This is a genomic window from Polaromonas sp. P1_E12 (assembly GCF_056405975.1).
Map to the genome: position 1 here is coordinate 158,837 of NZ_JBFUBB010000004.1, position 23,948 is coordinate 182,784.

23 protein-coding genes are annotated in these 23,948 nt (G+C 63.6%); 10 read left to right on the top strand and 13 right to left on the bottom strand.

Annotated elements, in window-relative coordinates:
- Window positions 1-14: 14 nt before the first annotated feature.
- Both AC1D13_RS13235 and AC1D13_RS13240 read left to right on the top strand, forming a co-directional pair.
- Window positions 15-1,097 carry a DmpA family aminopeptidase gene (locus AC1D13_RS13235; RefSeq protein WP_457281795.1) on the top strand — a complete coding sequence of 361 codons (1,083 nt, stop codon included), beginning with the start codon at window positions 15-17 and terminating at the stop codon, window positions 1,095-1,097.
- Complete coding sequence (locus AC1D13_RS13240) at window positions 1,094-1,912, top strand: M55 family metallopeptidase (RefSeq protein ID WP_457281796.1); 819 nt, start codon at window positions 1,094-1,096, stop codon at window positions 1,910-1,912. The genes AC1D13_RS13235 and AC1D13_RS13240 overlap by 4 nt, the downstream gene beginning before the upstream one ends.
- A gap of 26 nt (window positions 1,913-1,938) precedes the next feature.
- Here the strand turns inward: AC1D13_RS13240 and AC1D13_RS13245 are convergent, their stop codons facing one another.
- The gene (locus AC1D13_RS13245) at window positions 1,939-2,685 is read right to left on the bottom strand and encodes a M14 family zinc carboxypeptidase (protein WP_477670340.1); all 747 of its coding nucleotides are present in this window, start codon (window positions 2,683-2,685) and stop codon (window positions 1,939-1,941) included.
- A gap of 203 nt (window positions 2,686-2,888) precedes the next feature.
- Between AC1D13_RS13245 and AC1D13_RS13250 the strand changes: the two genes are divergently transcribed.
- Entirely contained in the window at window positions 2,889-3,407 is a 519-nt protein-coding gene (locus AC1D13_RS13250; RefSeq protein ID WP_457281798.1) for a flavin reductase family protein, read from the top strand.
- A gap of 22 nt (window positions 3,408-3,429) precedes the next feature.
- Here the strand turns inward: AC1D13_RS13250 and AC1D13_RS13255 are convergent, their stop codons facing one another.
- The 4 genes from AC1D13_RS13255 to AC1D13_RS13270 all read right to left on the bottom strand — a co-directional run bounded on the left by AC1D13_RS13255 (window position 3,430) and on the right by AC1D13_RS13270 (window position 7,718).
- Entirely contained in the window at window positions 3,430-4,383 is a 954-nt protein-coding gene (locus AC1D13_RS13255; RefSeq protein ID WP_477689687.1) for a M14 family metallopeptidase, read from the bottom strand.
- A 42-nt stretch (window positions 4,384-4,425) separates the two neighbouring features.
- Window positions 4,426-5,508: an asparaginase gene (locus AC1D13_RS13260; protein WP_457281800.1), complete on the bottom strand. Its 1,083-nt coding sequence runs from the start codon at window positions 5,506-5,508 to the stop codon at window positions 4,426-4,428.
- A gap of 214 nt (window positions 5,509-5,722) precedes the next feature.
- Window positions 5,723-6,730 carry a Bug family tripartite tricarboxylate transporter substrate binding protein gene (locus AC1D13_RS13265; protein WP_457281801.1) on the bottom strand — a complete coding sequence of 336 codons (1,008 nt, stop codon included), beginning with the start codon at window positions 6,728-6,730 and terminating at the stop codon, window positions 5,723-5,725.
- 85 nt (window positions 6,731-6,815) lie between these two features.
- A complete protein-coding gene (locus AC1D13_RS13270) occupies window positions 6,816-7,718 on the bottom strand; it encodes a LysR substrate-binding domain-containing protein (protein ID WP_477689688.1) in 903 nt (300 codons plus the stop codon).
- Window positions 7,719-7,793: 75 nt separating this feature from the next.
- Between AC1D13_RS13270 and AC1D13_RS13275 the strand changes: the two genes are divergently transcribed.
- The 3 genes from AC1D13_RS13275 (at window position 7,794) to AC1D13_RS13285 (ending at window position 10,788) form a co-directional block, all read left to right on the top strand.
- Window positions 7,794-8,693 carry a DMT family transporter gene (locus tag AC1D13_RS13275; RefSeq protein ID WP_477689689.1) on the top strand — a complete coding sequence of 300 codons (900 nt, stop codon included), beginning with the start codon at window positions 7,794-7,796 and terminating at the stop codon, window positions 8,691-8,693.
- A 9-nt stretch (window positions 8,694-8,702) separates the two neighbouring features.
- On the top strand, window positions 8,703-9,893 hold the full coding sequence (locus AC1D13_RS13280; RefSeq protein WP_477689690.1) for a pyridoxal-phosphate-dependent aminotransferase family protein: 1,191 nt from the start codon (window positions 8,703-8,705) through the stop codon (window positions 9,891-9,893).
- A 79-nt stretch (window positions 9,894-9,972) separates the two neighbouring features.
- A complete protein-coding gene (locus AC1D13_RS13285) occupies window positions 9,973-10,788 on the top strand; it encodes a tetratricopeptide repeat protein (RefSeq protein WP_477689691.1) in 816 nt (271 codons plus the stop codon).
- Window positions 10,789-10,807: 19 nt separating this feature from the next.
- Here the strand turns inward: AC1D13_RS13285 and AC1D13_RS13290 are convergent, their stop codons facing one another.
- The 7 genes from AC1D13_RS13290 to AC1D13_RS13320 all read right to left on the bottom strand — a co-directional run bounded on the left by AC1D13_RS13290 (window position 10,808) and on the right by AC1D13_RS13320 (window position 18,687).
- Entirely contained in the window at window positions 10,808-11,620 is an 813-nt protein-coding gene (locus AC1D13_RS13290) for an SDR family NAD(P)-dependent oxidoreductase (RefSeq protein WP_477689692.1), read from the bottom strand.
- Window positions 11,621-11,670: 50 nt separating this feature from the next.
- Entirely contained in the window at window positions 11,671-12,414 is a 744-nt protein-coding gene (locus AC1D13_RS13295; protein WP_477689693.1) for an SDR family NAD(P)-dependent oxidoreductase, read from the bottom strand.
- Window positions 12,415-12,537: 123 nt separating this feature from the next.
- Window positions 12,538-13,467: a branched-chain amino acid ABC transporter permease gene (locus AC1D13_RS13300; RefSeq protein WP_477689694.1), complete on the bottom strand. Its 930-nt coding sequence runs from the start codon at window positions 13,465-13,467 to the stop codon at window positions 12,538-12,540.
- Between the two features lie 25 nt (window positions 13,468-13,492).
- Window positions 13,493-14,845: an ABC transporter substrate-binding protein gene (locus tag AC1D13_RS13305; protein ID WP_477689695.1), complete on the bottom strand. Its 1,353-nt coding sequence runs from the start codon at window positions 14,843-14,845 to the stop codon at window positions 13,493-13,495.
- 40 nt (window positions 14,846-14,885) lie between these two features.
- A complete protein-coding gene (locus tag AC1D13_RS13310; protein WP_477689696.1) occupies window positions 14,886-15,788 on the bottom strand; it encodes an NAD(P)-dependent oxidoreductase in 903 nt (300 codons plus the stop codon).
- A 65-nt stretch (window positions 15,789-15,853) separates the two neighbouring features.
- Complete coding sequence (locus AC1D13_RS13315) at window positions 15,854-17,797, bottom strand: bifunctional 5-dehydro-2-deoxygluconokinase/5-dehydro-2-deoxyphosphogluconate aldolase (RefSeq protein ID WP_477689697.1); 1,944 nt, start codon at window positions 17,795-17,797, stop codon at window positions 15,854-15,856.
- Entirely contained in the window at window positions 17,794-18,687 is an 894-nt protein-coding gene (locus AC1D13_RS13320) for a MurR/RpiR family transcriptional regulator (RefSeq protein WP_477646967.1), read from the bottom strand. Before AC1D13_RS13320 ends, AC1D13_RS13315 begins: the two co-directional genes overlap by 4 nt.
- A 192-nt stretch (window positions 18,688-18,879) precedes the next feature.
- On the opposite strand from AC1D13_RS13320, the gene AC1D13_RS13325 reads away from it, so the two are divergent.
- Genes AC1D13_RS13325 through AC1D13_RS13340 form a run of 4 tightly spaced genes read left to right on the top strand, consistent with a single transcriptional unit; the run spans window position 18,880 to window position 22,017 of the window.
- Complete coding sequence (locus tag AC1D13_RS13325) at window positions 18,880-19,899, top strand: branched-chain amino acid ABC transporter permease (protein WP_477689698.1); 1,020 nt, start codon at window positions 18,880-18,882, stop codon at window positions 19,897-19,899.
- Window positions 19,896-20,639, top strand: a complete 744-nt coding sequence (locus tag AC1D13_RS13330; RefSeq protein WP_457281813.1) for an ABC transporter ATP-binding protein — start codon at window positions 19,896-19,898, stop codon at window positions 20,637-20,639. The genes AC1D13_RS13325 and AC1D13_RS13330 overlap by 4 nt, the downstream gene beginning before the upstream one ends.
- On the top strand, window positions 20,636-21,382 hold the full coding sequence (locus AC1D13_RS13335; RefSeq protein ID WP_477667003.1) for an ABC transporter ATP-binding protein: 747 nt from the start codon (window positions 20,636-20,638) through the stop codon (window positions 21,380-21,382). Before AC1D13_RS13330 ends, AC1D13_RS13335 begins: the two co-directional genes overlap by 4 nt.
- Window positions 21,383-21,387: 5 nt before the next feature.
- Entirely contained in the window at window positions 21,388-22,017 is a 630-nt protein-coding gene (locus AC1D13_RS13340) for an ATP-binding cassette domain-containing protein (protein WP_477667004.1), read from the top strand.
- Between the two features lie 20 nt (window positions 22,018-22,037).
- Here the strand turns inward: AC1D13_RS13340 and AC1D13_RS13345 are convergent, their stop codons facing one another.
- The gene (locus AC1D13_RS13345) at window positions 22,038-23,840 is read right to left on the bottom strand and encodes a sigma 54-interacting transcriptional regulator (protein ID WP_477667005.1); all 1,803 of its coding nucleotides are present in this window, start codon (window positions 23,838-23,840) and stop codon (window positions 22,038-22,040) included.
- Between the last annotated feature and the right edge of the window lie 108 nt (window positions 23,841-23,948).

A 23,948-nucleotide genomic window follows, 5' to 3' on the forward strand; every position in this document is an offset into this window, starting at 1 on the left:
GGCAAGGCCGCGTCGTGACACCCCGCCATCTGCTGCCCCACATCGGCAGCCTGCCGCACGGGCAGCGCAACGCCATCACCGATGTAGCCGGCGTCACCGTGGGCCATTGCACGCTGGACGCGAACGAGGTGCAAACGGGTGTGACGGTGGTACGCCCCCATGCAGGCGACCTGTTCCGTGACCGGGTCCCGGCAGCGGCTGTCGTGCTCAACGGTTTCGGCAAGAGCGTGGGCCTGATGCAGGTCGAGGAGCTCGGCGTGCTGGAAACGCCGATTGCGCTCACCAATACCTTTTCGGCCGCCGCCGTGGCCACGGCGCAGATCCACCAGTGCGTTGCTGCCAACCCCGAAACGGGGCGCAGCCTGCCAACGGTCAACCCGCTGGTGTTTGAATGCAACGACGGCTTTCTCAACGACATCCAGCGCATGGCTGTCACCGGACAGCACTACCTGCAGGCCTGCGAACAGGCAGGTGTGGAGGTGGAGGAAGGTTCGGTCGGCGCCGGTCGCGGCATGTCGAGCTTCGGTCTCAAGGGCGGCATAGGCACGGCTTCGCGCCGCGTAGCGGCCCTTGGGGGCGGCGAGCACACCGTCGGCGCGCTGGTGCTGGCCAACTACGGCCAGCTGCCGCAACTGATTCTGGCGGGCCAGACCCTTGGCGCCCGGCTGGTGGCACATCGGGCGCAAGCGGCAGAGCCCGAAAAAGGCTCCATCATCCTGCTGATTGCTACCGACGCACCGCTTGACGCGCGCCAGCTGCGCCGGCTGGCGTTGCGCGCCGGCGCCGGGCTGGCCCGCACCGGCTCGGTGTTCGGCCACGGCAGCGGCGACATCGCCCTGGCGTTTTCCACTGCCTACACCGTGCCGCAGCAAACCGCCAGGCCCATGCCGGGCGTGGCGATGCTGCATGACGGCCTGATTGACCCGCTGTTTCAGGCCGTTGCCGACAGCACCGAGCAGGCCATCATCCATGCCCTGTGGCAGGCCCGCGCCGTGACCGGCCGCAACGGCCACCACCGGAGCGCGCTGGCCGACCTGCTGCCCGGCTGGCCCGCTTCATCCTCATTTTCATTTCCACCTTCAGCGGATCCCCCATGAAAGTCCTGATCTCCACCGACATCGAAGGCGTTGCCGGCGTTTTTCACCACGAACAGGTGCGCGCCGGCAACCCCGAGTACGAACGCGCCCGCCTGCTGATGACGCACGAGGCCAACGCCGCCATCGCCGGCGCCTTCGATGCAGGCGCCACCGAGGTGCTGGTCAACGATTCACACGGAAGTTTTCGCAACATGCCGCCCGACCTGCTGGACGCACGCGCCCAGGCCGTCATGGGCAAGCCGCGCTACCTGAGCATGATGGCCGGCGTCGAGGACGGCGTGAACGCCGTCTGCATGATCGGCTACCACTCGCGCGCGCAAGGCCGCGGCATTCTGGCGCACACCATCAACAGCTTTGCCTTTGCACGCGTGTACTTCAACGGCCTTGAACTGGGCGAAGCCGGAATTTACGGCGCGCTGGCCGGCGAGTACGGCGTGCCGGTGGTGATGGCCAGCGGCGACGATGTGTTCATCGAAGAACACCGCCCATTGTTTCCGCACGCCACCTTCGTGCAAACCAAGCGGGCAACCGGCCAGACCAGCGGCATCAGCCTTTCCCCGGCCCAGGCCTGCAGCGCCATCCGCGTTGGCGTTGCCACGGCCTTGGCGCAATACGGCTCAGCCCGCCCTTATGTGCTGAAAGGCCCTGTCGCTGTACGCATCCAGACCCAGTCGCCGGCGCTGGCGGACCTGTTTTGCCAGTGGCCGGCGCTGCAGCGGCTGGACGGGGATGAAGTCGGCTTTGACGCGCCCACGGTGGAGACCGCGGTGCGCATGGTCAACAGCCTGTCGGCCATGTCGAGCATGCTGCGCTAGGAAGCTGTTCGCGGCCCAAACGGGTTCTAAGGCACGCGCGGCGCGTGTTCCGCGCCCTGCCCCACGGCCCGCTCACTCATCCAGCGCAGCAGGTCCAGCCACATCTGGCGCATCTCGGCATCCAGCGGCGTGCGGGTGGAATTGGGCAGTTCGATGGTGACCACCGGCACGCCCTTGTGCACACCGCCATAGTTGCCCAGTGAGCCGGGAAAGATGCCCACCTGGTCAAGGTACAGGCGCCCCAGCCTGGAGGGCGGTACGGAGGGGCCGTCAAAGTCGAGCACGCCGTAAGGCGCATGAATGCTGACGATCAGGTTGGGTTTGAAGCTTTGCATCTGCTCATGCAAAAACCGCGACTCGGGCTCGGACAGCGGCTTGGGCCCAGGCCAGCGGCGCGGGTCCTTGCCGGTGCGCTTTTCCCAGTAAACCTTCGCGTCGCGCTCCCAATTGGGGGTGGGAAAGTTGCGGTTCAAATCCACACCATGTGCGTTGGTACGGCGAGGCGGCCTGGAAAGCACGCCGTCCGGATTGAGGACAGGAACGAACCGCCAGTGGATCGCCTGGGGCGAGTCCAGCGGCGGCTGGGAAGCCAGCCTGATCCAGTGCAGCGCCACGGCCCCTGAGGACAACTCGTCGCCGTGAATCGCACCGACGACCAGCACACGCAAGCCGGGCTGCTCGGGCTTGACGTCACGCACCCAGAGCACCCGGCCGTCAACCGAACGCGTCCCCGAAGCTTGCAGTTGTGCCGCCTCACACAGCTCACGCTTCACATTCGGGAGTTTGGAAGAGTAATCGGCGCAAGGTGAATCTGCACGAGCGCCAGCAGCTATTAAATAGATAGCAAAAAAACAGGCTGCAGAACGAAAAAATGGCATGGCACCCAGTTTAACTGCCGGGCCGCCAGTCCCTCGCAAGATGCGGCCTAAACCCTGACGCGGGTACGCCTGTACCGCTTCGGTTAAATTACCCTTCTATGCTGACCCCTGCCATCCCCCGCAAAGCGAGCAGCCCCAGCTTCTCCCAGCGGGAGTTCCGGGCTTCGCTGGCCATGTTTGCCACCGGGGTCACCATCGTCACCGCACGGACGCCGCAAGGCGCCTTGGTCGGGCTGACCGCCAACTCCTTCAACTCGGTATCGCTGCAGCCGCCGCTGGTGCTCTGGAGCCTGGCGCAGGCGGCCGGATCGATGGCCGCGCTCAGCACCGGATCACACTACGCCATCAGCATCCTCGCGGCTGACCAGAAAGAGCTGGCCGAGCGCTTTGCCAGCCGGCGCGAAGACCGCTGGAAAGGCGTGCTGTTTACGGAGGGTGTCGGCGGCGCGCCGTTGCTGACAGGCGCAGCCGCCACTTTCGAGTGCTTCAACCGCAGCCGGTACGAAGAAGGGGACCACGTGATCTTCGTGGGCGAAGTGGAGCGCTGCACCCACCGCGCGGGAGCCGCGCCGTTGCTGTTTCACGGCGGCAAGTTTTATACCGAGCATCCGCTGTAAACCGCACCTGCGCAGGCCGTGTTCAGCCCAGCCGGCCCAGCCGCACGGTCGTCACACCGGGCCGCAACTGCCGCACCGACGGCATGACCAGCACACAGTCGTCGTAGGGTGTCACCACCGGTTCGCCCGCATCATGCGCAATCGGCGTGCCGGCATGGCGTATGGTTTCGCCGCCGCAAAAGTCCTGCACAAAGGCAAAGTCCATTGATCGCGCAACCACGCGATGCGTCACCGTCACGGGCGGCGGCGGCGGCGCATCGGGCAGCAACCAGCCAGGCGGCACATCGCCGCGGTCAATCACACCCGCACACACCAGAAACCGCATGAGCACGTTGCGCGCCGCCTGCAGCGACGCCAGTTCCCAGTGCTGGCCGGCCTCCAGCAGCAGGGCAATGCGGTCGCCGTTTTCGTCGCCAAGCGGGCCGTAGTCCCGCATACGGACACCATCGGCGTGACCGGCATCAACGACCACCTGGCCCGAGGTACCCAGGCTTTGCGCAAAAGCAATATTGCGCGGCAGCATGCCCGTCACCAGCAAAGCGCCACCGGGCTCATGCATGGAATGCAGATCCAGCAGATGGGTGGCCCGGTCCACAAACGGCCGGATTTCGCGCGCGCGCAGCAGCTCGGTACTGCGCCGGGGGCCATCCAGAAGATCAGCGGACCACACGCGGTTGAAATCCTCGTCAACAAAACGGGAGGCGTCGGGCTTACGGGTGTCAAACCGCATGAAGGCCTCGGTGTTGCAGAACACGGCGGTGATGCGCCCCCGCCGCGGTTGCAGCCCGCTGAGAAGGAACGCGTCCAGCGCCCAGGCGCCCGAATATTCGTTGCCATGCACCAGCGCCGTCACCAGCACTTCCGGGCCGGCTTCGGTTGAAGTGCGCTCCTGCACATGCGCCACCCCTGTGGAAGAGGCCGCCCAGAATGACAACCCGGGCGGCTGAAGCTGCACCGCATGGGCTTTCCTGATCACTTCGCCAGACTTCGCTTGATCGCTTCCTGATCGTTTCATGTGTCAGTACCGCCAGAAGATTTTCTGCAACTCTTTGGTGTCCCTTGTCTTCGTCAAGGCCAAGGCCAGAAGAATTCGGGCCTTCTGGGGATTCTGGTCGTCAACAACGAGCCAGTCATTGACGTCATCCTTCACCGAATTGTTCCGAATCACTACACCGCTGCCGGTGCGGGTTGCCCGAACGACAAACACCCCCTTGGCGCGAATCTCGTTAAGCGGGCCAGCTATGTACTCAGGAACGCTTCCCGCGCCGACACCCGCATGAATGATGCCCTTGGCCCCGGATGCGACCAACGCGTCGTATGCCGCACGGTTCATGTTCTGATAGCCATAAGCAATGTCGACCTGCGGCAGAGTCTGTATCTTGTCAATGTCGAATTCACTCTGCACCGTATGAGGGCGAATCAGCGCACGGTAGAACCTGGCCTGACCTTCGATCACGAGACCGAGCGGACCGTAGGGAGATTTAAAGGTGTCAACCCGGGTGGCATTGGTTTTAGTGACATCGCGAGCGCTGTGAATCTCGTCATTCATGACCACCAAAGTCCCTTTTCCCACCGCTTCTTTACTCCCGGCGACCGCCACCGCGTTGTAGAGGTTAAGCGGCCCATCTGCGCTGAGCGCCGTGCCGGGCCGCATGGACCCGAGCATCACGACCGGCTTGCTGCTTTTGACGGTGAGGTTGAGAAAGTACGAGGTCTCTTCCAGGGTATCGGTGCCATGGGTGATCACGATGCCATCAACCTCGTCCGACCGAAGGAGTTCAGACACCCGCCGGGCCAGTTGGAGCAGGCGGTCGTTGGTGAGGTTGTGTGAGCCGACCTGAAAGATCTGCTCGCCCTTGACGTTGGCAATAGTCTGGATTTCCGGCACGGCGGCCATGATCTTGTCGACAGCAACCACAGCGGCCTGATAGGCGCCGATGTTGGTGCTCGATGCTCCGACGCCGGCAATCGTGCCGCCGGTGGCGATGAGCACCACGTTAGGTTTCTTCACTTCCTGGGCCAGCGCCGAAGCCGAAACAGCAAGCGGCAATAGCAGACCGCAGGCGAGCCCGCGCAACATTGATATGACAGATAAGTGCATGACAATTCCCTCCGTGTCGGGCTAAAAATATTGCTCGGCGTGCAGAGCCCCGCCAGTGCTCCGGAGGGGCCTGGCCAGCACGCTTCGCGATTAACAAATACAGATCATGGCGAGCCAGGGTCTTCTGTGGGCCTGCCGCCGTTGTCCCGGCCCGGCCCCCGCGGCTTCAGCTTCAACGGCACCGCATGGGTTTGGGTGAATTCCCGCTTACGACTTACGAGGTAGCGCCGGTCGCCACTGCCTTGTTGACCACGTTGCGCACGCGCTGGGTTTCAGCCCGGATAAAGGCCGTGAGCGCCTGTGGCGTGCCGCCGTCATTGGAGATGCCGGCTTTCTGGAGCTTTTGCCAAACGGCTTCTTCGCGCAGGATTTCGTTGAGCTCCTTGTTCAGGCGCGCCACCATGGGCGCCGGCAGCTTGGCGGGCCCGAAGAGGCCGAACCAGACGTTCATGTCGTAACCCTTGAGCTTGGGGTTCTCGCCGAGTGCAGGGATTTGTGGTGCAGCCCGCGAACGCGTCGGCGTGGTGACGCCCAAGGGGATCATCTTGCCGGACTCGATGTGTGGCAGCGCGGAGGAAAGCACAGAGACACTGAACTCGATATTGCCGCCCAGCAAGTCCTGCAGCTGCTGTCCTGCGCCGCGATACGGCACATGGCGGAAGGTGGTGCCAGCCATCAGGTTGATCAGCTCTCCCGACACATGCAGCGGCGTGCCTATGCCCGAAGAGGCAAAGCTCAGCTGGTTGCGTTCGCGTTTGGATTTGGCAATCGCTTCCTCCATGGTTTTGACGCCGGTCTTGGTGTTGGTCACAAAGACCATGGGCGTGACGCCTATCAGCCCGACCGGGCTCAAGTCGGTTTCACCGTTGTACTTGACCGCAGCGTTGAACAGTTTGGCAATCGAGATTTCGCTGCCCGAACCCAGCAGTAGCGTATAGCCGTCGGGCGCGGCACTGACCACTTTTTGGGCGCCTATGGTTCCACCGGCGCCGCCGATATTCTCGATCACCACGGGTGTGCCCAGGCGCTTGGCCAGCGGTTCGGCGATGATGCGCGCCACCAGGTCCACGCTTCCGCCGGCAGGGTAGCCCACCACCAGCGAAATGGGCTTGCCGGCAGGCCAGGCCTGGCCCCAGGCAGCCGGCAAACCCAACAGCCCTGCGGCGGCAAGGCAAAGTGTGCGGCTCACGCCGCGGCGATTGAGGGTAAACATTCCTGGCATGGCGCGCTCCTTGTTGATGGCGCCAGTCTAGGAGCCGCCCCTGCGCGGCCCATGCGTATCACGCATGGGCGCATGCGACCTGGATTCAGGAAGCAGCCGGCGTGCTGGCGGACCAGATGCGCTGCACCAATTCATTGCGCGGGCTGCGCGGCCGGTACAGGCGGATCTCAAACCGGACCGTCACGCCCTTGCCGTCCGCCTCGACCAGCCTTCCGCTGCGCAGGTCGCCTTCGACCAGTCCGCGCGGCAGCCAGGCCAGGCCCACGCCCTGCAAGGCCTGCTCATGCAGCGACTCGGCAAAGTCAGACTCGGTCACGGTATGCAGATGCAGCTCGCGCGCATTGCGGTTGAGCCCGTCCTGAAGGATCTGGCCGAGGGCGAGCGTGGGCGCATAGCCCAGCACCGGCACCGGCTTGCGGGCCGTACCGGGCAGGGCGTGCTGCGGCTGGCCATCGGCACGCGGTGCGCTGACGGCCACAAGTTCGTCCGTGCCCAGCGCGAGTCCTTCGAACGTCTGTTCGTCCAGCAACAGCGGCAGCCGCGGATGCGTGAACGACAGCAAGAAATCAGCAGCCCCCTGTTCCAGGGCCGTGGCCCCTTCATGGATGGAGCCTGTGAGAATGCGCAAGCGAAACTCCCCGGCCCCGCGCTTGGCGCGCGCGAGCCAGTCAGGCACGGCGCTGCGTGAAAGCGTGCGGCCTGTTGCCAACGTGACCCAGTCCAGCCCGCCCCGTGCATGGCGGATGCGGGAGCGCGCATCGTTAAGGCTCGCCGCCGCGCGGCGCGCCACCGGCAGCAGCTCTTCACCAGCGGCCGTCAGCGCAAGAGGCATCACCGCGCGATTGATCAGGTCCGCGCCCACCCACAGCTCCAGCGCGCGTATGCGGCGCGAAAACTGCGGCTGCGTCACATGGCGAAGCTCTGCCGCACGCGAAAAGCTGCGCTCACGTGCCAGCGCGATGAAGTCTTCCAGCCATTTATGGTCCACGGCAGCACCTCGTTCAGGAAATGAAGCGATGGTATCGCCTGCAGCCTGCGCCCAGTCCCGCTACCATCACTCCCAATGACTGTACGCAAGACCCATCTCGACGCCCTCGCCATGTCCCTCTTGCTGGGCTGCTGCCTGTTCTGGGGCCTGCAACAGGTCTTGATCAAGGCCACAATCAGCGAGATTCCGCCCATGTTCCAGGCCTCGCTGCGCCTGGTGGGCGCCACCGTGCTGCTGTGGCTTTGGTGCCTGTGGCGCAAGATCCCGCTGTTCAGCCGCGACGGCTCGCTGAAAGCCGGCCTGCTGGCCGGCGCCCTGTTCGGCGCGGAGTTCACCTGCATCTATGTGGGCCTGCAATACACCAGCGCCTCGCGCCTCACGGTGTTCTTGTACACCTCGCCCTTCTGGGTTGCGGCGCTGGTACCGCTGTGGGTCAAGTCCGAACGGCTGCGCGGCCTGCAGTGGCTGGGCTTGCTGTGCGCGTTTGCCGCCGTGGTGTTCGCGCTGCGCGAAGGCTTTACCGGAGGCCATGCCTCGACGGCGCGCGGCGACCTCCTGGCGCTGGCCGCCGGCATGCTGTGGGGCCTGACCACCGTGGTGATACGCGCCACCAAACTCGTCAGCATCTCCGCTGAAAAGCTGCTGTTCTACCAGCTGGCCGTCAGCGCCGCCGCGTTCCCCTTCCTGTCGCTCTACCTGGGCGAGCAATGGTCGTGGCATTTCAGCCCCTTCGCCATCACCTCCCTGCTGCTGCAGACCGTGATAGGCGCCTTCGCCAGCTATCTGGCCTGGATGTGGATGCTGGGGCGCTACCCGGCCACCAAAATTTCGGTGTTTGTGTTTTTCACGCCGCTGTTCGCGCTGCTGTTCGGCGCGCTGTGGCTGAAAGAAAGCGTCACCACCGGCCTGCTGGTGGCGCTGGCCACCGTGGCGGCCGGCATCGTGCTCGTCAACCGCAAGCCGTCAGGCGCATAATTTTTCGACATGACGTCCCACCCACGCATCCCCGGCCATCGATTCCTCCACTCACCCGGGCCCACACGGGTGCCCGACGAGGTGATGGATGCGATGCGAAGGCAGCCCATGGATCTGGCCGACCCGCGGCTCGATCGTGTGATCAAGGCCTGCGAGACCGGGCTCAAGGCACTGCTGCAAACCGCCGCCGACGTCTTCATGTATGCCTGCAACGGCCACGGCGCCTGGGAAGCCGTGATCGCCAACCTGCTCGCGCCTGGGCAGCAGGTGCTGATCGCCGGCACCGGGCATTTCTCCGAGTCCTGGGCCGTGCAGGCCGAGGCCATGGGCGCAAAAGTGCTGCGCACGCCGTGGCGCGAAGGCTACCCGATTGACGTGCCGGCGATGGAAGCCGTGCTGCGCGCCGACACCGCGCACGCCATCGTGGCCGTGTTTGTAGTCCACACCGACACCGCCAGCGGCATGACCAGCGACCTCACCCGAATCCGTCAGGCGCTGGACGCCGCGGCCCATCCCGCGCTGCTGGTGGTGGACGTGGTGGCCTCGCTGGGCGCCGCGCCTTTTGCCATGGACGCGCTGCGCGCCAACGTCGTGCTGGGCGCCTCGCAAAAAGGCCTGATGGTGCCGCCCGGCCTGGCCTTTGTGGCGGCGGACAGCGCCGCGATGAAGGTGGCCGCAGCCAACCCCTCGCCACGCTTCTACTGGGACTGGGCGCGGCGGCAAAGCCCGCTGAGCTACCGCAAGTTCTGCGGCACGCCGCCGCAAAGCCTGCTCTTCGGCCTGGAGGCCGCGCTGGGCTTGATTTTTCACGAGGGTGTTGAGCACGTCATCGCCCGCCACCAGATGATCGCCGGCGCCGTGCATGCCGCCGTCGAGGCCTGGAGCGAAGGCGGCGCACTCAGCCTGTTTGTGCGCGAACCGGCCGCGCGCTCGGTCTCCGTCACCACCGTGTCCGTGGCCGCCGGCATTGACCCCGAGGCCTTGCGCTCAGTCGCGCGCGAGCAGTTCCAGGTCGCCATCGCGGGCGGCCTGGGGCCGCTGGCGGGGCGCACGTTTCGCATAGGCCACCTGGGCGACATGAACCCGGCGATGATCCTCGGTTGCCTGGCCGGCGTGGAAGCCGCCATGCGGGTGCAGGGCATTTCCATCGGCAGCGGCGGCGTGCAACATGCCGTCGCGGCTTTGGCGGGCCAGCGCTGAGTTCTGAAGCAGGGTCATGTGCCAATCTATGGCTATGCGCTTCGGCCGGGGAAAGCGCTTGCAGAGGGGGGATGAGAAATTGAAACGCGAAACTGAAAAATACACACGATCTCTCGTTGGTAATACCGATAGATTTTGGCTTTGGTCGGGCCTCTTCTGTACCGCCATATCTATGTGGTGTTCCGTTGCCATGGGCCAAACCGCCACGGACGCGCCTACTTGCGATGCACTTTCTATTCGCTGGGATGAGAGCCCTGGGCTGGGTAGCCGTCTTGGGCGCGCCAAGGCATTGGAAGATCAAGGCAAGTCCTGTATTGGCCAAGGTTTTTACGACCCAAGACTTGCCATTCTTTACATGGATGCCGGAGATCTCGCCAGTGCAGACCGCATAGCAAAACAAGGCATACAGAAGGGCAGTCCTTACCAAGCCAATTTGCACCAGGTATTGGCGGAGACTACTTTGCGCAGAGGCAATGTAGAGACGGCTTACAAGATGGCGGAGGACATAGCGAAGAAGAATCCGACGTATGTACCGATACTGGGATTTTTGGGTGAGATAGATTTCAAAAATCACAACTGGGCTATGGCTCTGGCGCGATCACAGAAGTGGAATTCTATTGACCATAGTGCTCTGTCTTTGCTGGCTATGGCCTCGGCACTTCATCAGCTTGATCGTCATGAAGAATGCGTGACTACGGTTTACAAAGCACTTGGGATTGATCCCGCCCGTATTGCAAAAATAGGCGGTATTAAAGAAGCCGTTTTCTCATTGGGCATTTTGAAACGCAACGAAGAAGCGGCGGAATTGCTCAAGCGCCATATCCGGGCCAACCCAGATTGGGCAAAAGATCCATCCATGGTGAATGCGGCCAAGGCACTTGGATTGGCGAAGTAAGGCTGTAGCTTGTCAGGGCTTATTGCGAAGCGGTAATACCGCCGTCGAGATAAAGCACTTGCCCAGTGACAAAGCGCGATGCAGGCGCCGCGAAAAACACCGCCGCACCGGCCACGTCCTGCGGGTCGGCAACACGGCCCAGCGGAATGCGCGCCAGCACCTGTTCCCGCGTCTCGGGATTTTCCAGCCAGTGGCGCGCCATTTCGGTCTGCACCACCGTGGGCGCAATGCCGTTGACGGTGATGCCGTGCGGCGCGAGTTCGCTGGCGTGCTGGCGTATCAGCATGACCAGGCCGCCCTTGCTGCTGCTGTAGGCCGAATAACCGCGGCCGCGCAAGCCAAGCTGCGCGCGCACCGAGAGCAGGTGCACCTGCGCGCCGCCCTTGCCGCCTGCAATCTGGTGTTTGGCCGCGCCCTGCGCCAGGAACATCGCGGCCTTGAGGTTGACCTGCAGCACCTCGTCAAAGGCTTCTTCGGTGACCTCGAGCAAGGGCTGCTCGCGTTGCATGCCCACGCAGTTCACCAGGATGTCGAGGCCGCCCCACCGCGCGGCCACCACGTCGACGGAAGCCTGCATCTGCGGCACCGAATGTGCATCCATGGCCAGGCCGATGGCCTCGTGCCCTGCCCCCCGTAGGGCCGAGGCCACGGCCTGCGCCTTGGCCTCGTCACGGCCCGACACCGCGACGCGCGCCCCGGCCATGGCCAGGCCCCACGCAATCGCCTCGCCAATGCCGCCGTAGCCGCCGGGCACATAAGCGGTTTTGCCGCGCAGGTCGAACAAGCCTGTCAGTGCGGCGCTGAAATCGACGGAAGGTGTGATGCTGCTCATGGATGGCGAAATTGTGGGCGCAAAGCGCGCGGGCGGCGAAAGGGTTTTCCTCAGTCCATCAAGAGGCCACCATTGAGGTCGATGATCTCGCCGGTGATAAAGCCCGACAGCGGCGAGGCCAGGAAGCGCACCACGTGGGCGAACTCCTCGGGCTCGCAAAAGCGGCCGACCGGGATGTCCTTGAGCAGCTTCTGGCGCTGCTCTTCATTGAGCTGTTCGGTGATCATGGGCGTCTTGACGTAAGCCGGCGCGACGGCGTTGGCTGTGACGCCGAAGGGCGCGAGTTCGCGTGCCAGTGAAAAGGTCAGCGAACTCATCGCGCCCTTGGACACCGAGTACGCCGTGCCCGCCGTCAGGCCGCCGGTCTTGGCCGCCAGGGAACTGGTGTTGATGATGCGGCCGAAACGCCGCGCCTTCATCGCCGGCACCACCTGCTGCGCGAGGTAGAACGCGCCGTCGAGGTTGGCGCCCATCACGCGCCGCCATTCACCCGCTTCGGTGGCTTCGACCTTGTTGTTGGACAGGATGCCCGCGTTGTTGACCAGGATGTCGACGGGCCCGAAGGCCTTGACGATGAGTGCATGGCCGTCGCTCACGGCGGCCGCATCGCTGATGTCAAACGAGAAGGACAAGGCACGCGAACCCAGCTCATCGGCCAGCGCGCGGTTGCGCTCCTGGCTCACATCGACCATCGCGACCTTGCAGCCGTCTTCGAGCAAGGCCTTGACAACGGCCAGGCCCATGGTGCCGGCCGCGCCGGTGACCAGCGCGACTTTTTCTTGAAGCGGTTTCATCAATTAACCTTCATACATTAAAGAACTTTCTGTGCCAGAACACCGCGGAACCGGCTTCGCCGGGCCGCTGGTGTTGCCCCTTGGGGGGTTCCGGCTACACGAAGTGAGACGAGACAGGGGGTCTCACTGATCCAGGACGCTTTTCTTGCCGAAGAGGCCGCGCGAACGAAACGTCACCACGGCAATGAACAACAGGTACATGGACATCAGCGACCACTCGGACGCATACGAACCCGTGAGCCCGACGACCATGCCGACCATCAGCCCGGCAATCACTGCACCCCAGAGCGAACCGACACCGCCCAGCACAATGATCAGAAACGCCGGCACTACGGCGTCCACCCCCACATGCGGGCGTATGCCCCAGATGGGCGCCATGACCACCCCGGCGATCGCCGCCAGCGCCACGCCCAGGCCAAACACGAAGAGGCGCAGGCGCGAGAGGTTGATGCCCAGCGCTCGCACCATTTCGCTGTCGTGCGCGCCGGCCTTGATGATGGCGCCGTAGGGCGTCTTCTGCAAGAACGTCCAGAGCAGCACGATCATGAGGATGGCGAATCCGCTGGCAAAGAAGCGGTACTTGGAATAAACCAGGTCACCCATCAGGAAGGCGCCGGAGATGCCCTCGGGCAGCATCAACTGCTTTTCCGACGAGCCCCACACCAGGCGGATAACCTCTTCAATCACCAGCGCCGCGCCGAAGGTCAGCAGCAGGCCGTAGAGCGGGTCGCGGCCATAGGTGCGCCGCATGCACAGCTCCAGCAACATGCCGAAAATACCCACCAGGATGGGCGCAAGAATGAGTGCCGCCAGGTAACGCGTTCCAAGCGGCAAACTCATGTACCAGGCCTGCAGATTCGGAAACATGCCCAGCTGCGGTGCGATCAGGAAAAGCGCGAAGTACATGCCCAGCGCAAACAGCGAGCCGTGCGCCAGGTTGATGGTTTCCATCACCCCCACGATGAGCATGAAGCCCAGCGCGATGAGCGCGAACAACAAGCCCAGCGAGATGCCGTTGACGAGGTGCGGAATAAGCTGAAGCAAGAAGTCCATTGCGGTCTTTGGAGCTTGAAGTCAATCAGACTTCGTAGCTAGGTGTCGAGTCGTAGCTCTCAAGCTTGCAGGCGCCGCTGGCATCCTTGTCCGCTACGTCCTTGGGATCGGCCTGTGTGAGGATCTTGAAGATGTCGTCTTTCTCGGTGGGCTGGTCGTTGTAGGTCGCCATGTAAATCGTCTGCTGGCACTGGTGGGTGACGGGATCCATCCACGCGTCGTAGTGCTGCAGGCGGTCGGCCGCGCTCATCTTGCGGCCTTCGAGTTTTTTGATCACGGCAATGTTGTTGGTGGTGCCGGCCTCTTCCACGCATCGCAGAAGTTCGCGCGTGGCCATATAACCGTTGTGATACACATTGCCCGGCACGCGAATCGCCATGCCCGGGAACTGCTTCTGGTAGGCCGCAACGAATTCTTTCACGCCGGGCAGGCCGAGGCGCCAGTACCAGGTGGTGCCGAAGACGCCGAAGATGGCCTCGGGGCCCAGACCGTAGACATCTGGCCAGTCCTGCTGGTTGTTGATCCACGCCATGGACTGGTTCATCTTGAGCTGCACCACCTGCTGGCGCAGCGCCTTGATGTCGTCGCCGCCCACCGCCGTGGCCACCACATTGGGCTTGAGCTGCTGCAGCTTGAGCAGGTAGGACGAGAAGTCGCGGGTGTTTTGCGGCACCAGCAGTTCCTCAACGATGCGCCCGCCGTTGGCTTCCACGATCGCGCGTGTCGCCTTGGAGGTGGTGTGGCCCCACACATAGTCGTTGGTCAGCAGCACCCAGTTCTTGCCGCTGGCCTTGATGGCGTTCTTGACGATGGCGTTGGAAAAGTTGGTGCCGTTGCCGTCCCAGACGAACTTGGTGCGGTGGCAGTCCTTGCCGGCTTCGGTCGGGCTGCTGGAATTGGTGTTAAAAAATACCGTGCCGTATTTCTGCGCAACCTGCGAGATGGCATTGGAGACGCCTGAGTGCACTGCACCGATCAGGAAGGAAGCCTCATTGCGCGTGATCATGCGTTCGGCCACGCGCGAGCCGGTGGCCGGCGTCGTTTCCGTATCGATATGGATGGCCTCAATGCGTCGGCCCAGCACACCGCCCTTGTCGTTAAATTCCTTGATGGCCATCATGGCGCCCAGGCGCTCTTCGGCGCCCGAGGCTGCGTACAGGCCCGAAGCGTCCATGGTCAGGCCAATGGTCAGCGGCTTCTTCTGGCCGGTCTGCGCCCAGGCGTGGTTGTGCTTCCACGGCCCCATGAAGGGCGCCGCGCCGTACAGACCCGCGCCCACAAGCGCCAGGCTTGAGTGCTTGAGCAGCGCGCGGCGCGAGGTGGCCTTGCTGTCGGATTGGGATTCAGGTGTTGCGTGGTTGTTCTTGATGTCGCTCATGGTTTTGTCTCCTGCGTGTAAATGGGTCAAACGGGTTGGCTTAACGGGGAACGATCTTGACGTCGTTGAGTTTTTCCTGTGCTTCGAAAAGGGAGGCGATCAGCTTGTCGCCGTAACCGGCGTTGCTGGCCTGGATCAGGCTTTGGTGCGTGGCTTCACCCATGAAGCTGGTGACGGGCAGCATCTCGGCCAGGTGGGTGTAATAGCGCAAATCTTTTTGCGCATTGGCGATGCCGAACTTGAAGCCGGTGACGTCGCCTTCCTTGAGCGTTTTCGTTGCCATCATCTGAAAGATGCCGCAGTTCACGCCGCCGGCCGAGATCACGTCATAGAGGCGGTTGAGGTCCAGCCCGCTTTTGGCCGCCACCGCAAAGGCCTCGGCAATCGAGGCCGCAAAGCTCATGGCCATCATGTTGTTGACCAGCTTGAGCACGTGGCCGTGGCCGGGCGGGCCGACATGAAAGATGTTTTCGCAAAAAGCCTTGAGCACGGGCTCCAGTGTTGCGAAGTCTTCGGGCTCCGCGCCCACCATGGTGTTGAGCCGGCCTTCCTCGGCTTCCTTGGGCGTGCGGGCCAGCGGCGCATCGACCAGCTTGATGCCTTTGGCCGCAAGGTCGTTGCGGATACGGGTGCTGGAGGCAGGCTCGGCCGTGGAGGTGTCAACCACGATGAGGCCTTTACGGCCGCTGTCCAGCAGGCCATCCTTGCCGTAAACGATGTCTTCGACCTGAGGCGAGCCCGTGACGCAGACGAAGACGATGTCGCTGGCCTGCGCGCACTCGGCGTTGGTCTTGGCCTCCCTGGCTCCGGCGGCTATCAGGTCGGCCAGGTTGTCGCGGTTGCGGTTGATCTTGAAAGTCAGGCCGAAGCCTTTGGCCAGCAGGTTCTTGGCCATGCCGTGGCCCATCATGCCGATGCCGATAAATCCGATTTTTGGTGTCATGTTTGTCTCCGTCTTCTTTCTCGTTGTGTGTTGTGTGTTGTGTGTTGTGTGTTGTGTTTGGCGGCTCAGTTCACGACTTCAGCGGCGCCTGCTGAAACAGCGGTCCCCTGGCCTGTTCTGGCCTGGTCCCACAGCGTTATCAGCCGCGCATAACGCTCGGCAATGTCCTTGACCACTGCCGCATCGTCCATGGCGCCGGAGAACCAGCCGTTCGCAGCATCGGCAAAGATCGAACGCCCCACCGCGAAGCCGCGGCAGACGGCGTGCGGTGCCGCGATGCGAAAGCTCTGGTCGAGTTTTTCCTCGCTGGCTTCCAGGCCCAGCATCAGCACGCCACGGCAATGCGGGTCATGCTGGTGAATGACCGCAGCGATCTTTTGCCAGGCAGCCGTGTTGGCGGCGGGCGGCAGCTTCCACCAGTCGGGGAAAATGCCGGCCTGGTAAATCTGCTCCAGCGCCAGCGGCACGGTGTCGTCATCCGTTGGCATGTCTTTGGGCGGAATGACTTCGATGAGAAATTCGTGAAAGCTGTCCACGCTGGCGCGCTGCAGGTCGGCCAGTCTGGCGAGCTGGCTTTCACGCAGGGCCGGCGTGTCCTGCGGGTGGTAATACACCAGGCACTTGGCGACGTGCTCGCCGGGCCAGGTCCGCATGGCGGCGCCCAGGCCTGCACCGGCCTCGAACTGCAGCGGGCGCGAGCCCGGCAGTTCAACCGGCCTTGCGACCCACCAGCCCTTGCCGGTCACCGTGGGAAGCACCTCTTCGCCGAAGCGGCCGTCCACGATCACGCCCACGCCACCGCGCGCACCCGCTCCGAGCCGCGCACCTTCAGCGATCAGGGATTTGAAGAGGGGAATGCGTTCGTTGCCCGCTCCATGGCGCGCTGCGATATCTTCCAGCTGCATGCGGTGGTCGAACGCGAGGATGACCAGCTCCTCCCAGCGACGCGTACGCGTGCTGACGCGGTGCAGGCGTTCAAGTTGCGCGTCTTCGCGCAGGCGCCGGGTAGGCGAGCCATGCACCAGAAAGAACTGCAGTTCTTCCCAGCTGGCCATGGCAGGGGCACACCCGTGACGTGACACCACGAGTGCGCCACAGGCATTTGCATAAGCACAGCAACGCGCGAGCGGTTCGCCCGGAATCCAGCCGCGCAGGAAACCCGACATGAAAGCGTCGCCGGCGCCGAGCACGTTGTATACGTCCACCGGAAAACCGGGGCCTTGCAATCCCTTTTCCAGCGAGTCGGGAATCGCGCCGTCGAACACGACACAACCCATGGGCCCGCGCTTGACGACCAGCGTTGCGGCCGTCAGGTCGCGCAAGCGGCGTAACGCAGCGAGCGTGTCGGTGCTGCCGCCGGCGATATGAACTTCTTCTTCGGTACCCACTATGAGGTCGCAGTGGCCGACGACGGTTTGCAAATGCGCGCTGACTTCACCGGAAGGTACAAAGCGTTGCTCGCCCATACCCGGGCTGGTCAGGCCCCACAGCACGGGGCGGTAATCGATGTCGAGCACCACGCGAGTGCCTGCGGCTTTTGCCATCGTCATCGCCCGGAGGCAGCTTTCATACGTTTGCGGCTGTGACAGGTGCGTGCCCGAAATCAGCAGCGCCTTGGCCGAAGCGATGAAGGCCGCGTCAAAGTCGTCCGGGCTGATCGCCATGTCGGCGCAGTTGTCGCGGTAGAACACCAGCGGAAAGGTGTCGCGGTCCTGAATTCCCAGGAATACCAGCGCTGTCAGTCGCTTGGCGTCGGTGGCTACATGGCTCACGTCCACGCCCTCGGCCGCCAGGGTTTCGCGGACAAAGCGGCCGTTGTGTTCGTCACCCACACGGGTCAGCATCGCGGGCTTCAGGCCCAGACGCGCGACGCCCACCGCGGCGTTGGCCGGCGAGCCGCCCAGATACTTGGTGAAGCTCTGCATGTCTTCAAGACGACCGCCGATTTGCTCACCGTACAAATCCACGGCGGCGCGGCCCACGCAGATCAGGTCCAGCGGGCGGCTCATACGGCCCCCTTGCGCGCGGGTTTCGCCGCAGCTTTGCCGCCGCCTTTGGTTTTAGCCTTCGCTGCGCCCTGCTCGGCCAGCTGATGACCCGTGCTGACCACCAGCGCCTGCGCCAGGCACAGCGGCGCGACCAGCGAGCGGAAGGGTTTCGACGAATCGTCAGCCAGTTCCAGGCAAACCCTGGCATGCGCCTTGAGCGGCGAGAGCGGGCCGTCGGTGATGGCGATCACCACCGCGCCCAGCTTGGCGGCCTCAGAAGCAGCCGCGATGACTTCAGGGGAATAGTTGCGAAAGCTCGCGGCGATCAGCACGTCGCCGGGCGCGATGGAGCGCAGGCTTTCGCGCAGCATGCCGCCCGTGCCATCGAGCAAATGGGTACGCAGTTCCAACTGGCTCAGCGCATAAGCCAGGTAGCCCGCCACCGGAAAGGCGCGGCGCTGGGCCAGCACATGGATGCGCGGTGCCGACGCCATGAGTTTGACAGCGGCCTTCAGGTCAGCCTGGGCGATGCTTTCTTCCAGATGGCCAAGCTCGGCCACCGACTCGCTCACCAGCTGGTGCAACACACCGGCCGGCGCGCGCTCGCCGTTGAGCTGCTTGCGGCGCATCTGGTCAATGCGTTCGCGATAGCTGTCGGAACGCTCCAGCAGGTGGCCGCGAAACACCTGCTGCATTTCGGAAAAACCGCCAAAGCCCAACGCATTGGCAAAGCGGATCATGGCCGAAGGCTGCACCTCGGTCGCTTCGGCCACCGTCGCCACGGTGCCCAGTGCCAGGTCGTTGGGTTGCTCAAGGGCGAAGCGCGCGATGCGCTGCAGCTGCTTGGACATGTCCGGATAAGCCCGGCCAATCAGCGCCTTGAGTTCTTCGTAAGTCGTTGCAGAGTCCATATGTCGTTTGCCGCCTCGGGGAAGGCGATGAGCCGGTTGGCTGCATCGCGTCAATTTAGAATAAATGTTCTTGCGTATTTAAATAATAGAACGTACATTCTGTTCTGTCCAGCCCTTCTTCAACTTTTCTTTCAGCATTGATTTCCAGCGCTTTATTCCTTCACCCAGAACCATCGAAGAGACAAGGTCCCCATGCAACTCGCTTCCGGTCGCGCGCCGCTCATTCCTTTACCCATGCTCATCACCCTGTTGGTGCTACTGTCCACCCCGCTATGGGTGGGCCACGTCGGGCTCTACCAGTACCTGGCGCTGGAAATCATGATCTGGGTGTTGTTTGCGATGGGCTACAACCTGCTCCTGGGTTTCACCGGACTGCCCTCCTTCGGGCACGGCGCGTTCTTTGGCACGGGCGCCTACGCCTTCGGCCTGCTGCAACTCAAGGTCTGGCCCAACCTGTGGTTCGACCTGGCCGGCGCGGTGCTGGTCACAGCGACGCTCGGCGCGCTGGTGGCGCTGTTCATCTCGCACAGGCGCGGCATTTATTACGCATTGCTCACCATCGCATTCGGGCAGGTGTTCTGGTTCATCGCCAACAAATGGCATACCGTCACGGGCGGTGAAGACGGGCTGCTGAACATCAAGCGCCTGCCGGCCGATTTTGGTTTTGTGTCTTTCAATCTCTCCGGCAACAACGCCCTCTTCTTCTTTTGCCTCGTGCTGTTCGGGTTGGTGCTGCTGGCGCTGTGGCGGCTGATCCATTCGCCATTGGGTCGCATCTTCAGTGCCATCAAGCAGAACGAGACCCGCGCCGCCTTTGTGGGCTACAACGTGTGGCTTTACAAGTGGCTGGCCTTCACGATCTCCACCGCGGTGGCGGGCCTGGCCGGTGCGCTGTTCGCCATGGCGCAGCAGTCGGCCTACCCCAACGTCATGAGCCTGCACAACTCGGGATTCGTCGTGATGATGGTGCTGATAGGCGGCGGCCTCGTAAGCTTTTGGGGCCCCATCATCGGCGCCACTTTCTTTATTCTGGCGCGTGACCTGTTGGGCGCCTACACCGAGACCTGGCTGCTCTGGTATGGCCTCGTCTTCATGGCGATGGTGCTGTTCAAGCCCGAAGGCATTGCCGGCGCGTGGCAGGCCTGGAAGGCACGGCCGCGGCGCACTGTGGTGGCCAAACCCGTGACAACCCCCGCCGGAGGTGCACTGTGAAGCTCTTCGAGGCCAGCGGCCTGTCCAAACGCTTTGGTGCCCAGGTGGTGCTGCAAGATATCACCCTCAGCTTCAGGGAAGGTGAGCTCAATGGCATCATGGGCCCCAACGGCGCGGGCAAAACCACCTGCTTCAATGTGCTGACCGGCCGCTACAAGCCCGACCGCGGCCGTGTGACCTTTGCCGGCGAGGACATCACCGGCCTCTCGCCGCGGGAGATTGCCCGCAAGGGCGTGTCGCGCTCCTTTCAGATCATGAACCTCTTCGACAGCTACACCGCGCTTGACAACGTGCTGGTGGCCACGCCGCACGTGCGCAGACAGGGCTTCAACCCCTGGCGCGATCTGGGCGCCGACAGCACGGCGCAACAACTGGCCGCGGCCATCCTCGAGCGCGTCGGCCTCAAGGGCAAGGAGCACGTGCTGGCCAGCAGCCTGTCTTACGGCGAGCGCCGCGCGCTGGAGATCGGTGTGGCACTCGCAGCCGAGCCACGCATGCTCTTCCTCGACGAACCCACCGCCGGCCTGGGCGCCGAAGGCACGGCGCGCCTGATGGAGCTGGTGAAAGAACTCAAGCGTCAGCTCACGATTGTGATCATCGAACACGACATGAATTTCCTTTTCAAGCTCGCCGACCAGATCTCCGTTATCCACTGGGGCCAGGTCATCAGCCAGGGCACACCTGACCAGTTGCGTGAAAACGAATGGGTGCGCCGGTCCAACCTGGGGGCGCTGGCATGAGCGCGGTCCTGAAGTCCGTCATCAAAACCGTGTCGCCGCAGGCCGACATGCTGGCGGTGAACCGCATAGACACCTACTACGGCGAAACGCAGGTGCTGTTCGACGTGTCGCTGAAAGTCGGCGCCGGCGAAGTGGTGGCACTGCTGGGCCCCAACGGCGCAGGCAAGACCACGCTGCTTCGCTCCGTGCTCGGCCTCACGCCGCCACGCAAGGGCAGCATTGCCTTCGACGCGTGCGACATCACCCGTATGCCCACGCACGAGATCGCCAAGGCCGGCATGGGCTGGGTGCCGGATGACCGCCGCATCTTCCCGACGCTGACGGTAGCGCGCAATCTGGCTATCGCCCGCAAGACCACGCGCTTTCGCCCCTGGCAGGAGAAGGAGTGTTTTGAAATCTTCAGCGCGCTCGAATACCTGATGCACCGCGAGTGCGAAAACCTCTCGGGCGGCGAAATGCAGATGGTCGCAATCTCGCGTGCGCTGCTGGGCTCGCCCGGCCTGGTGCTCTTCGACGAACCCAGCCAGGGCCTGGCGCCCAAGGTGGTGCAGGACGTGATGAAAACCATCAGCCGGCTCAAGGCCGAGGGCATTGCGGTGCTGGTGGTCGAGCAAAACGTGCAGAGCGCGCTGCAGGTGGCCGACCGCGCCTATGTGATGAACCAGGGCGTGATCGTCCACGAGGGCCCTGCGGCCGAATTGCGCAACGATGCCGCCTTGTGCCGGCAACTTTTGGGAGTCTGACCCGCATGAGCCATCCACTCCATCCACTGCTACGCGTCGAGAACGTCGCCAAGCAATACCAGCGCGGCGTCTTCCGCAAGACCACGACCTTTTCATTGACCGCCGATTTCGAAGTGCACAAGCCCTGCGTGGTCGGTGTCATGGGCCCTAACGGCTCGGGCAAGACCACGCTGTTCGAGTTGATCACCGGCAGCAACCTGCCGAGCGCGGGCCGTGTGCTGGTCAACGGCCAGGACATCCACCAGGTACGCACGCGCGAGCGGGATCGCCTCGCCATTCACTACCACCAGTCCTACCAGGTGCGGTCTTTCCAGAAAACCAAACCCGACTTCATGTTGGAACACGCACAGAACGACTCGCCGCTGGTGCATCTGTTCGACGAGCCGCAGTTCAATACGCAGGACGGCTACATCGGCTTCATGCTGGACTTCTTCGCCAAACTCAGGGCCAACGGCCGCCTGGTGTTTTTATGCCTGCATCCCAACGAGCCCTACCACGTCGACATCCTGCGGCAATGCTGCGAGCGTTTCATCTTTGTACAAAAAGGTGCGGTCAGCGAAGCGCCTGACTTCGACACGCTGGCGCGCGACGAGAAGGTCAGGGCCTACCTGGGGGCGCTGGCGCCGGCAGCTTGATCCACGGCGCCGCACGCGGTTCAAATCAGGCTGTGTTTTCTGGCGCGGTAAGCCAGCTTCGCCCGCGTGGTGTTGAGCCGCCGCGCCGCCGCTGAGAGATTGCCCTGGCAGGCCGAGATGGCGCGTTCCAGCATGTCGCGCTCGGTTTGCTCCAGGGACCGCTGCGAAGCGGCGGTCCCTGCCGGCACGGGATGCGCGCCGGCCGGCGCCCCCTCGAAGTTCAAGGTGCCTGAACTGCCCTGCATCCGCAAGGTCATGACCTCGGTGCTCAAGGTCTCGCCGCCGGTGAACAGGTGGTGCACGTCGATCAAGCCGTCGGCATCGGCCATGATCACGGCGCGCTCGATCAGGTTTTGCAGTTCGCGGATGTTGCCGGGGAAGTCGTAGTTCAGCAGCGTGCGCACCGAGGCCTGCGTGAAGCCGCCGGTGTTGCAACCGTGTTTGCGCCGGTAGTGGTTCAGAAAATGGTTCATCAGCAGGGGAATGTCGTCGCGCCGCTCGCGCAGCGGCGGCAGGTGGATGGGGAACACATTGAGCCGGAAGAACAGGTCTTCGCGGAATCGGCCTTCACGCACGGCCTGGCGCAAGTCTTCATTGGTGGCGGCCACCACGCGCACGTCGACCGCGATGCCGCGCGTGCCGCCCACGCGTTCGACCTCGCCCTCCTGCAGGGCGCGTAGCAGCTTGCCCTGGGCCACAAAACTCAGCATGCCGATTTCGTCCAGGAACAGGGTGCCGCCGCTGGCCCGCTCAAAGCGGCCTGGCCGCGAATGGCTGGCCCCGGTGTAGGCGCCGCGCTCCACCCCGAACAGCTCGGACTCGATCAGGGTTTCCGGGATGGCCGCGCAGTTCACCGCGATAAACGGCAGCTCTTTGCGCGGGCTGATCCTGTGCAGCATGCTGGCAAACTTTTCTTTGCCCACGCCCGACTCGCCCGTGAACAGCACGGTGGCTGTCGTGCGCGCCACCCGGCTCAATTGATGGCAGGCCGCGTTAAAGGCCGATGAGGCCCCCACCATCGCGTCGCCGGCCGGCACGTCGCCGGTCGCCAGGTCGGCCGGGCCCGCTTCGCTGCGCGCATAGGCCGCGGTGTCGACAAACTCCCTGGCGTTCAGGTAGCGCATGTCTTCTTCGATGTTGTCCCACTTGTCGGCGGACTTGCCGACCACGCGGCATTGCGCCTGGCCCATGGACCGGCACATGGTTTCCCGGAAAACGATGAGGCGGCCGAACAGCGTGCTGACATAGCCCGTGGCGTAACCCACCTGCATCCAGCAGGCCGGGGAGCCGCCTATGCCGTAGGCGGCGATGTGTTCATCGTCTTCGCTGGAGTTGTGCCAGATGAATTCGCCTTCATAGCCGCTGGTGTCCGGGTCGTAGGTCACGCTGACCAGTTCGACCTTCACCACGCCCTCCAGCGCGTGCAGGCGCGTGCCGGCCATGGCTGCAGCCGGCGGGTCGGCGTCGGGCCAGTGCTTGCGCACCAGCTGGGCATCGCGGGCGCCGCTGACATAACCGGCGCGGGTGAACAGGCCGCGGGCTTTTTCGATGCCCAGGCTGTCAATCATTTCGCGGCGCATGGAGCCCAGCGCCTCGGTGTGCAGCAGCACCATGCGCTGGTCCTGCAGCCAGATGCGCCCGTCGCCCGGCGAGAAGAACAGGCATTCGCTGATGTCAGCGATCGTCGGGTGCGTGTCACCGCCGATGTGCGTGCTGGCAAACCCGCCCATGGCTTTGGCCACCGACGCGCTGTCGAAGCTGCCCAGCGCGACACCGGTGGCCCGGGCCACCTCGGCCAGGGAAATGCGATCGGATACGCGCATGGCTTGCTCCTCAATTTGATCAATTGGTGAAATTTGATTCAACTTTATAACCATTTGATCAGAAAAGTATGGGTGATTTCCATGTGCTGCACCGCAGCAAACATACCT

Excerpts from the sequence above, each read along its gene's own strand:
- AC1D13_RS13290 (WP_477689692.1), bottom strand. The coding sequence starts at position 11,620 with ATGAGCAGCATCACACCTTCCGTCGATTTCAGCGCCGCACTGACAGGC.
- AC1D13_RS13315 (WP_477689697.1), bottom strand. The coding sequence starts at position 17,797 with ATGAGCCGCCCGCTGGACCTGATCTGCGTGGGCCGCGCCGCCGTGGAT.
- AC1D13_RS13280 (WP_477689690.1), top strand. The coding sequence starts at position 8,703 with ATGACGTCCCACCCACGCATCCCCGGCCATCGATTCCTCCACTCACCC.
- AC1D13_RS13325 (WP_477689698.1), top strand. The coding sequence starts at position 18,880 with ATGCAACTCGCTTCCGGTCGCGCGCCGCTCATTCCTTTACCCATGCTC.
- AC1D13_RS13335 (WP_477667003.1), top strand. The coding sequence starts at position 20,636 with ATGAGCGCGGTCCTGAAGTCCGTCATCAAAACCGTGTCGCCGCAGGCC.
- AC1D13_RS13265 (WP_457281801.1), bottom strand. The coding sequence starts at position 6,730 with ATGCCAGGAATGTTTACCCTCAATCGCCGCGGCGTGAGCCGCACACTT.
- AC1D13_RS13260 (WP_457281800.1), bottom strand. The coding sequence starts at position 5,508 with ATGCACTTATCTGTCATATCAATGTTGCGCGGGCTCGCCTGCGGTCTG.
- AC1D13_RS13345 (WP_477667005.1), bottom strand. The coding sequence starts at position 23,840 with ATGCGCGTATCCGATCGCATTTCCCTGGCCGAGGTGGCCCGGGCCACC.
- AC1D13_RS13310 (WP_477689696.1), bottom strand. The coding sequence starts at position 15,788 with ATGACACCAAAAATCGGATTTATCGGCATCGGCATGATGGGCCACGGC.
- AC1D13_RS13275 (WP_477689689.1), top strand. The coding sequence starts at position 7,794 with ATGACTGTACGCAAGACCCATCTCGACGCCCTCGCCATGTCCCTCTTG.
- AC1D13_RS13320 (WP_477646967.1), bottom strand. The coding sequence starts at position 18,687 with ATGGACTCTGCAACGACTTACGAAGAACTCAAGGCGCTGATTGGCCGG.
- AC1D13_RS13250 (WP_457281798.1), top strand. The coding sequence starts at position 2,889 with ATGCTGACCCCTGCCATCCCCCGCAAAGCGAGCAGCCCCAGCTTCTCC.
- AC1D13_RS13305 (WP_477689695.1), bottom strand. The coding sequence starts at position 14,845 with ATGAGCGACATCAAGAACAACCACGCAACACCTGAATCCCAATCCGAC.
- AC1D13_RS13240 (WP_457281796.1), top strand. The coding sequence starts at position 1,094 with ATGAAAGTCCTGATCTCCACCGACATCGAAGGCGTTGCCGGCGTTTTT.
- AC1D13_RS13295 (WP_477689693.1), bottom strand. The coding sequence starts at position 12,414 with ATGAAACCGCTTCAAGAAAAAGTCGCGCTGGTCACCGGCGCGGCCGGC.
- AC1D13_RS13340 (WP_477667004.1), top strand. The coding sequence starts at position 21,388 with ATGAGCCATCCACTCCATCCACTGCTACGCGTCGAGAACGTCGCCAAG.
- AC1D13_RS13300 (WP_477689694.1), bottom strand. The coding sequence starts at position 13,467 with ATGGACTTCTTGCTTCAGCTTATTCCGCACCTCGTCAACGGCATCTCG.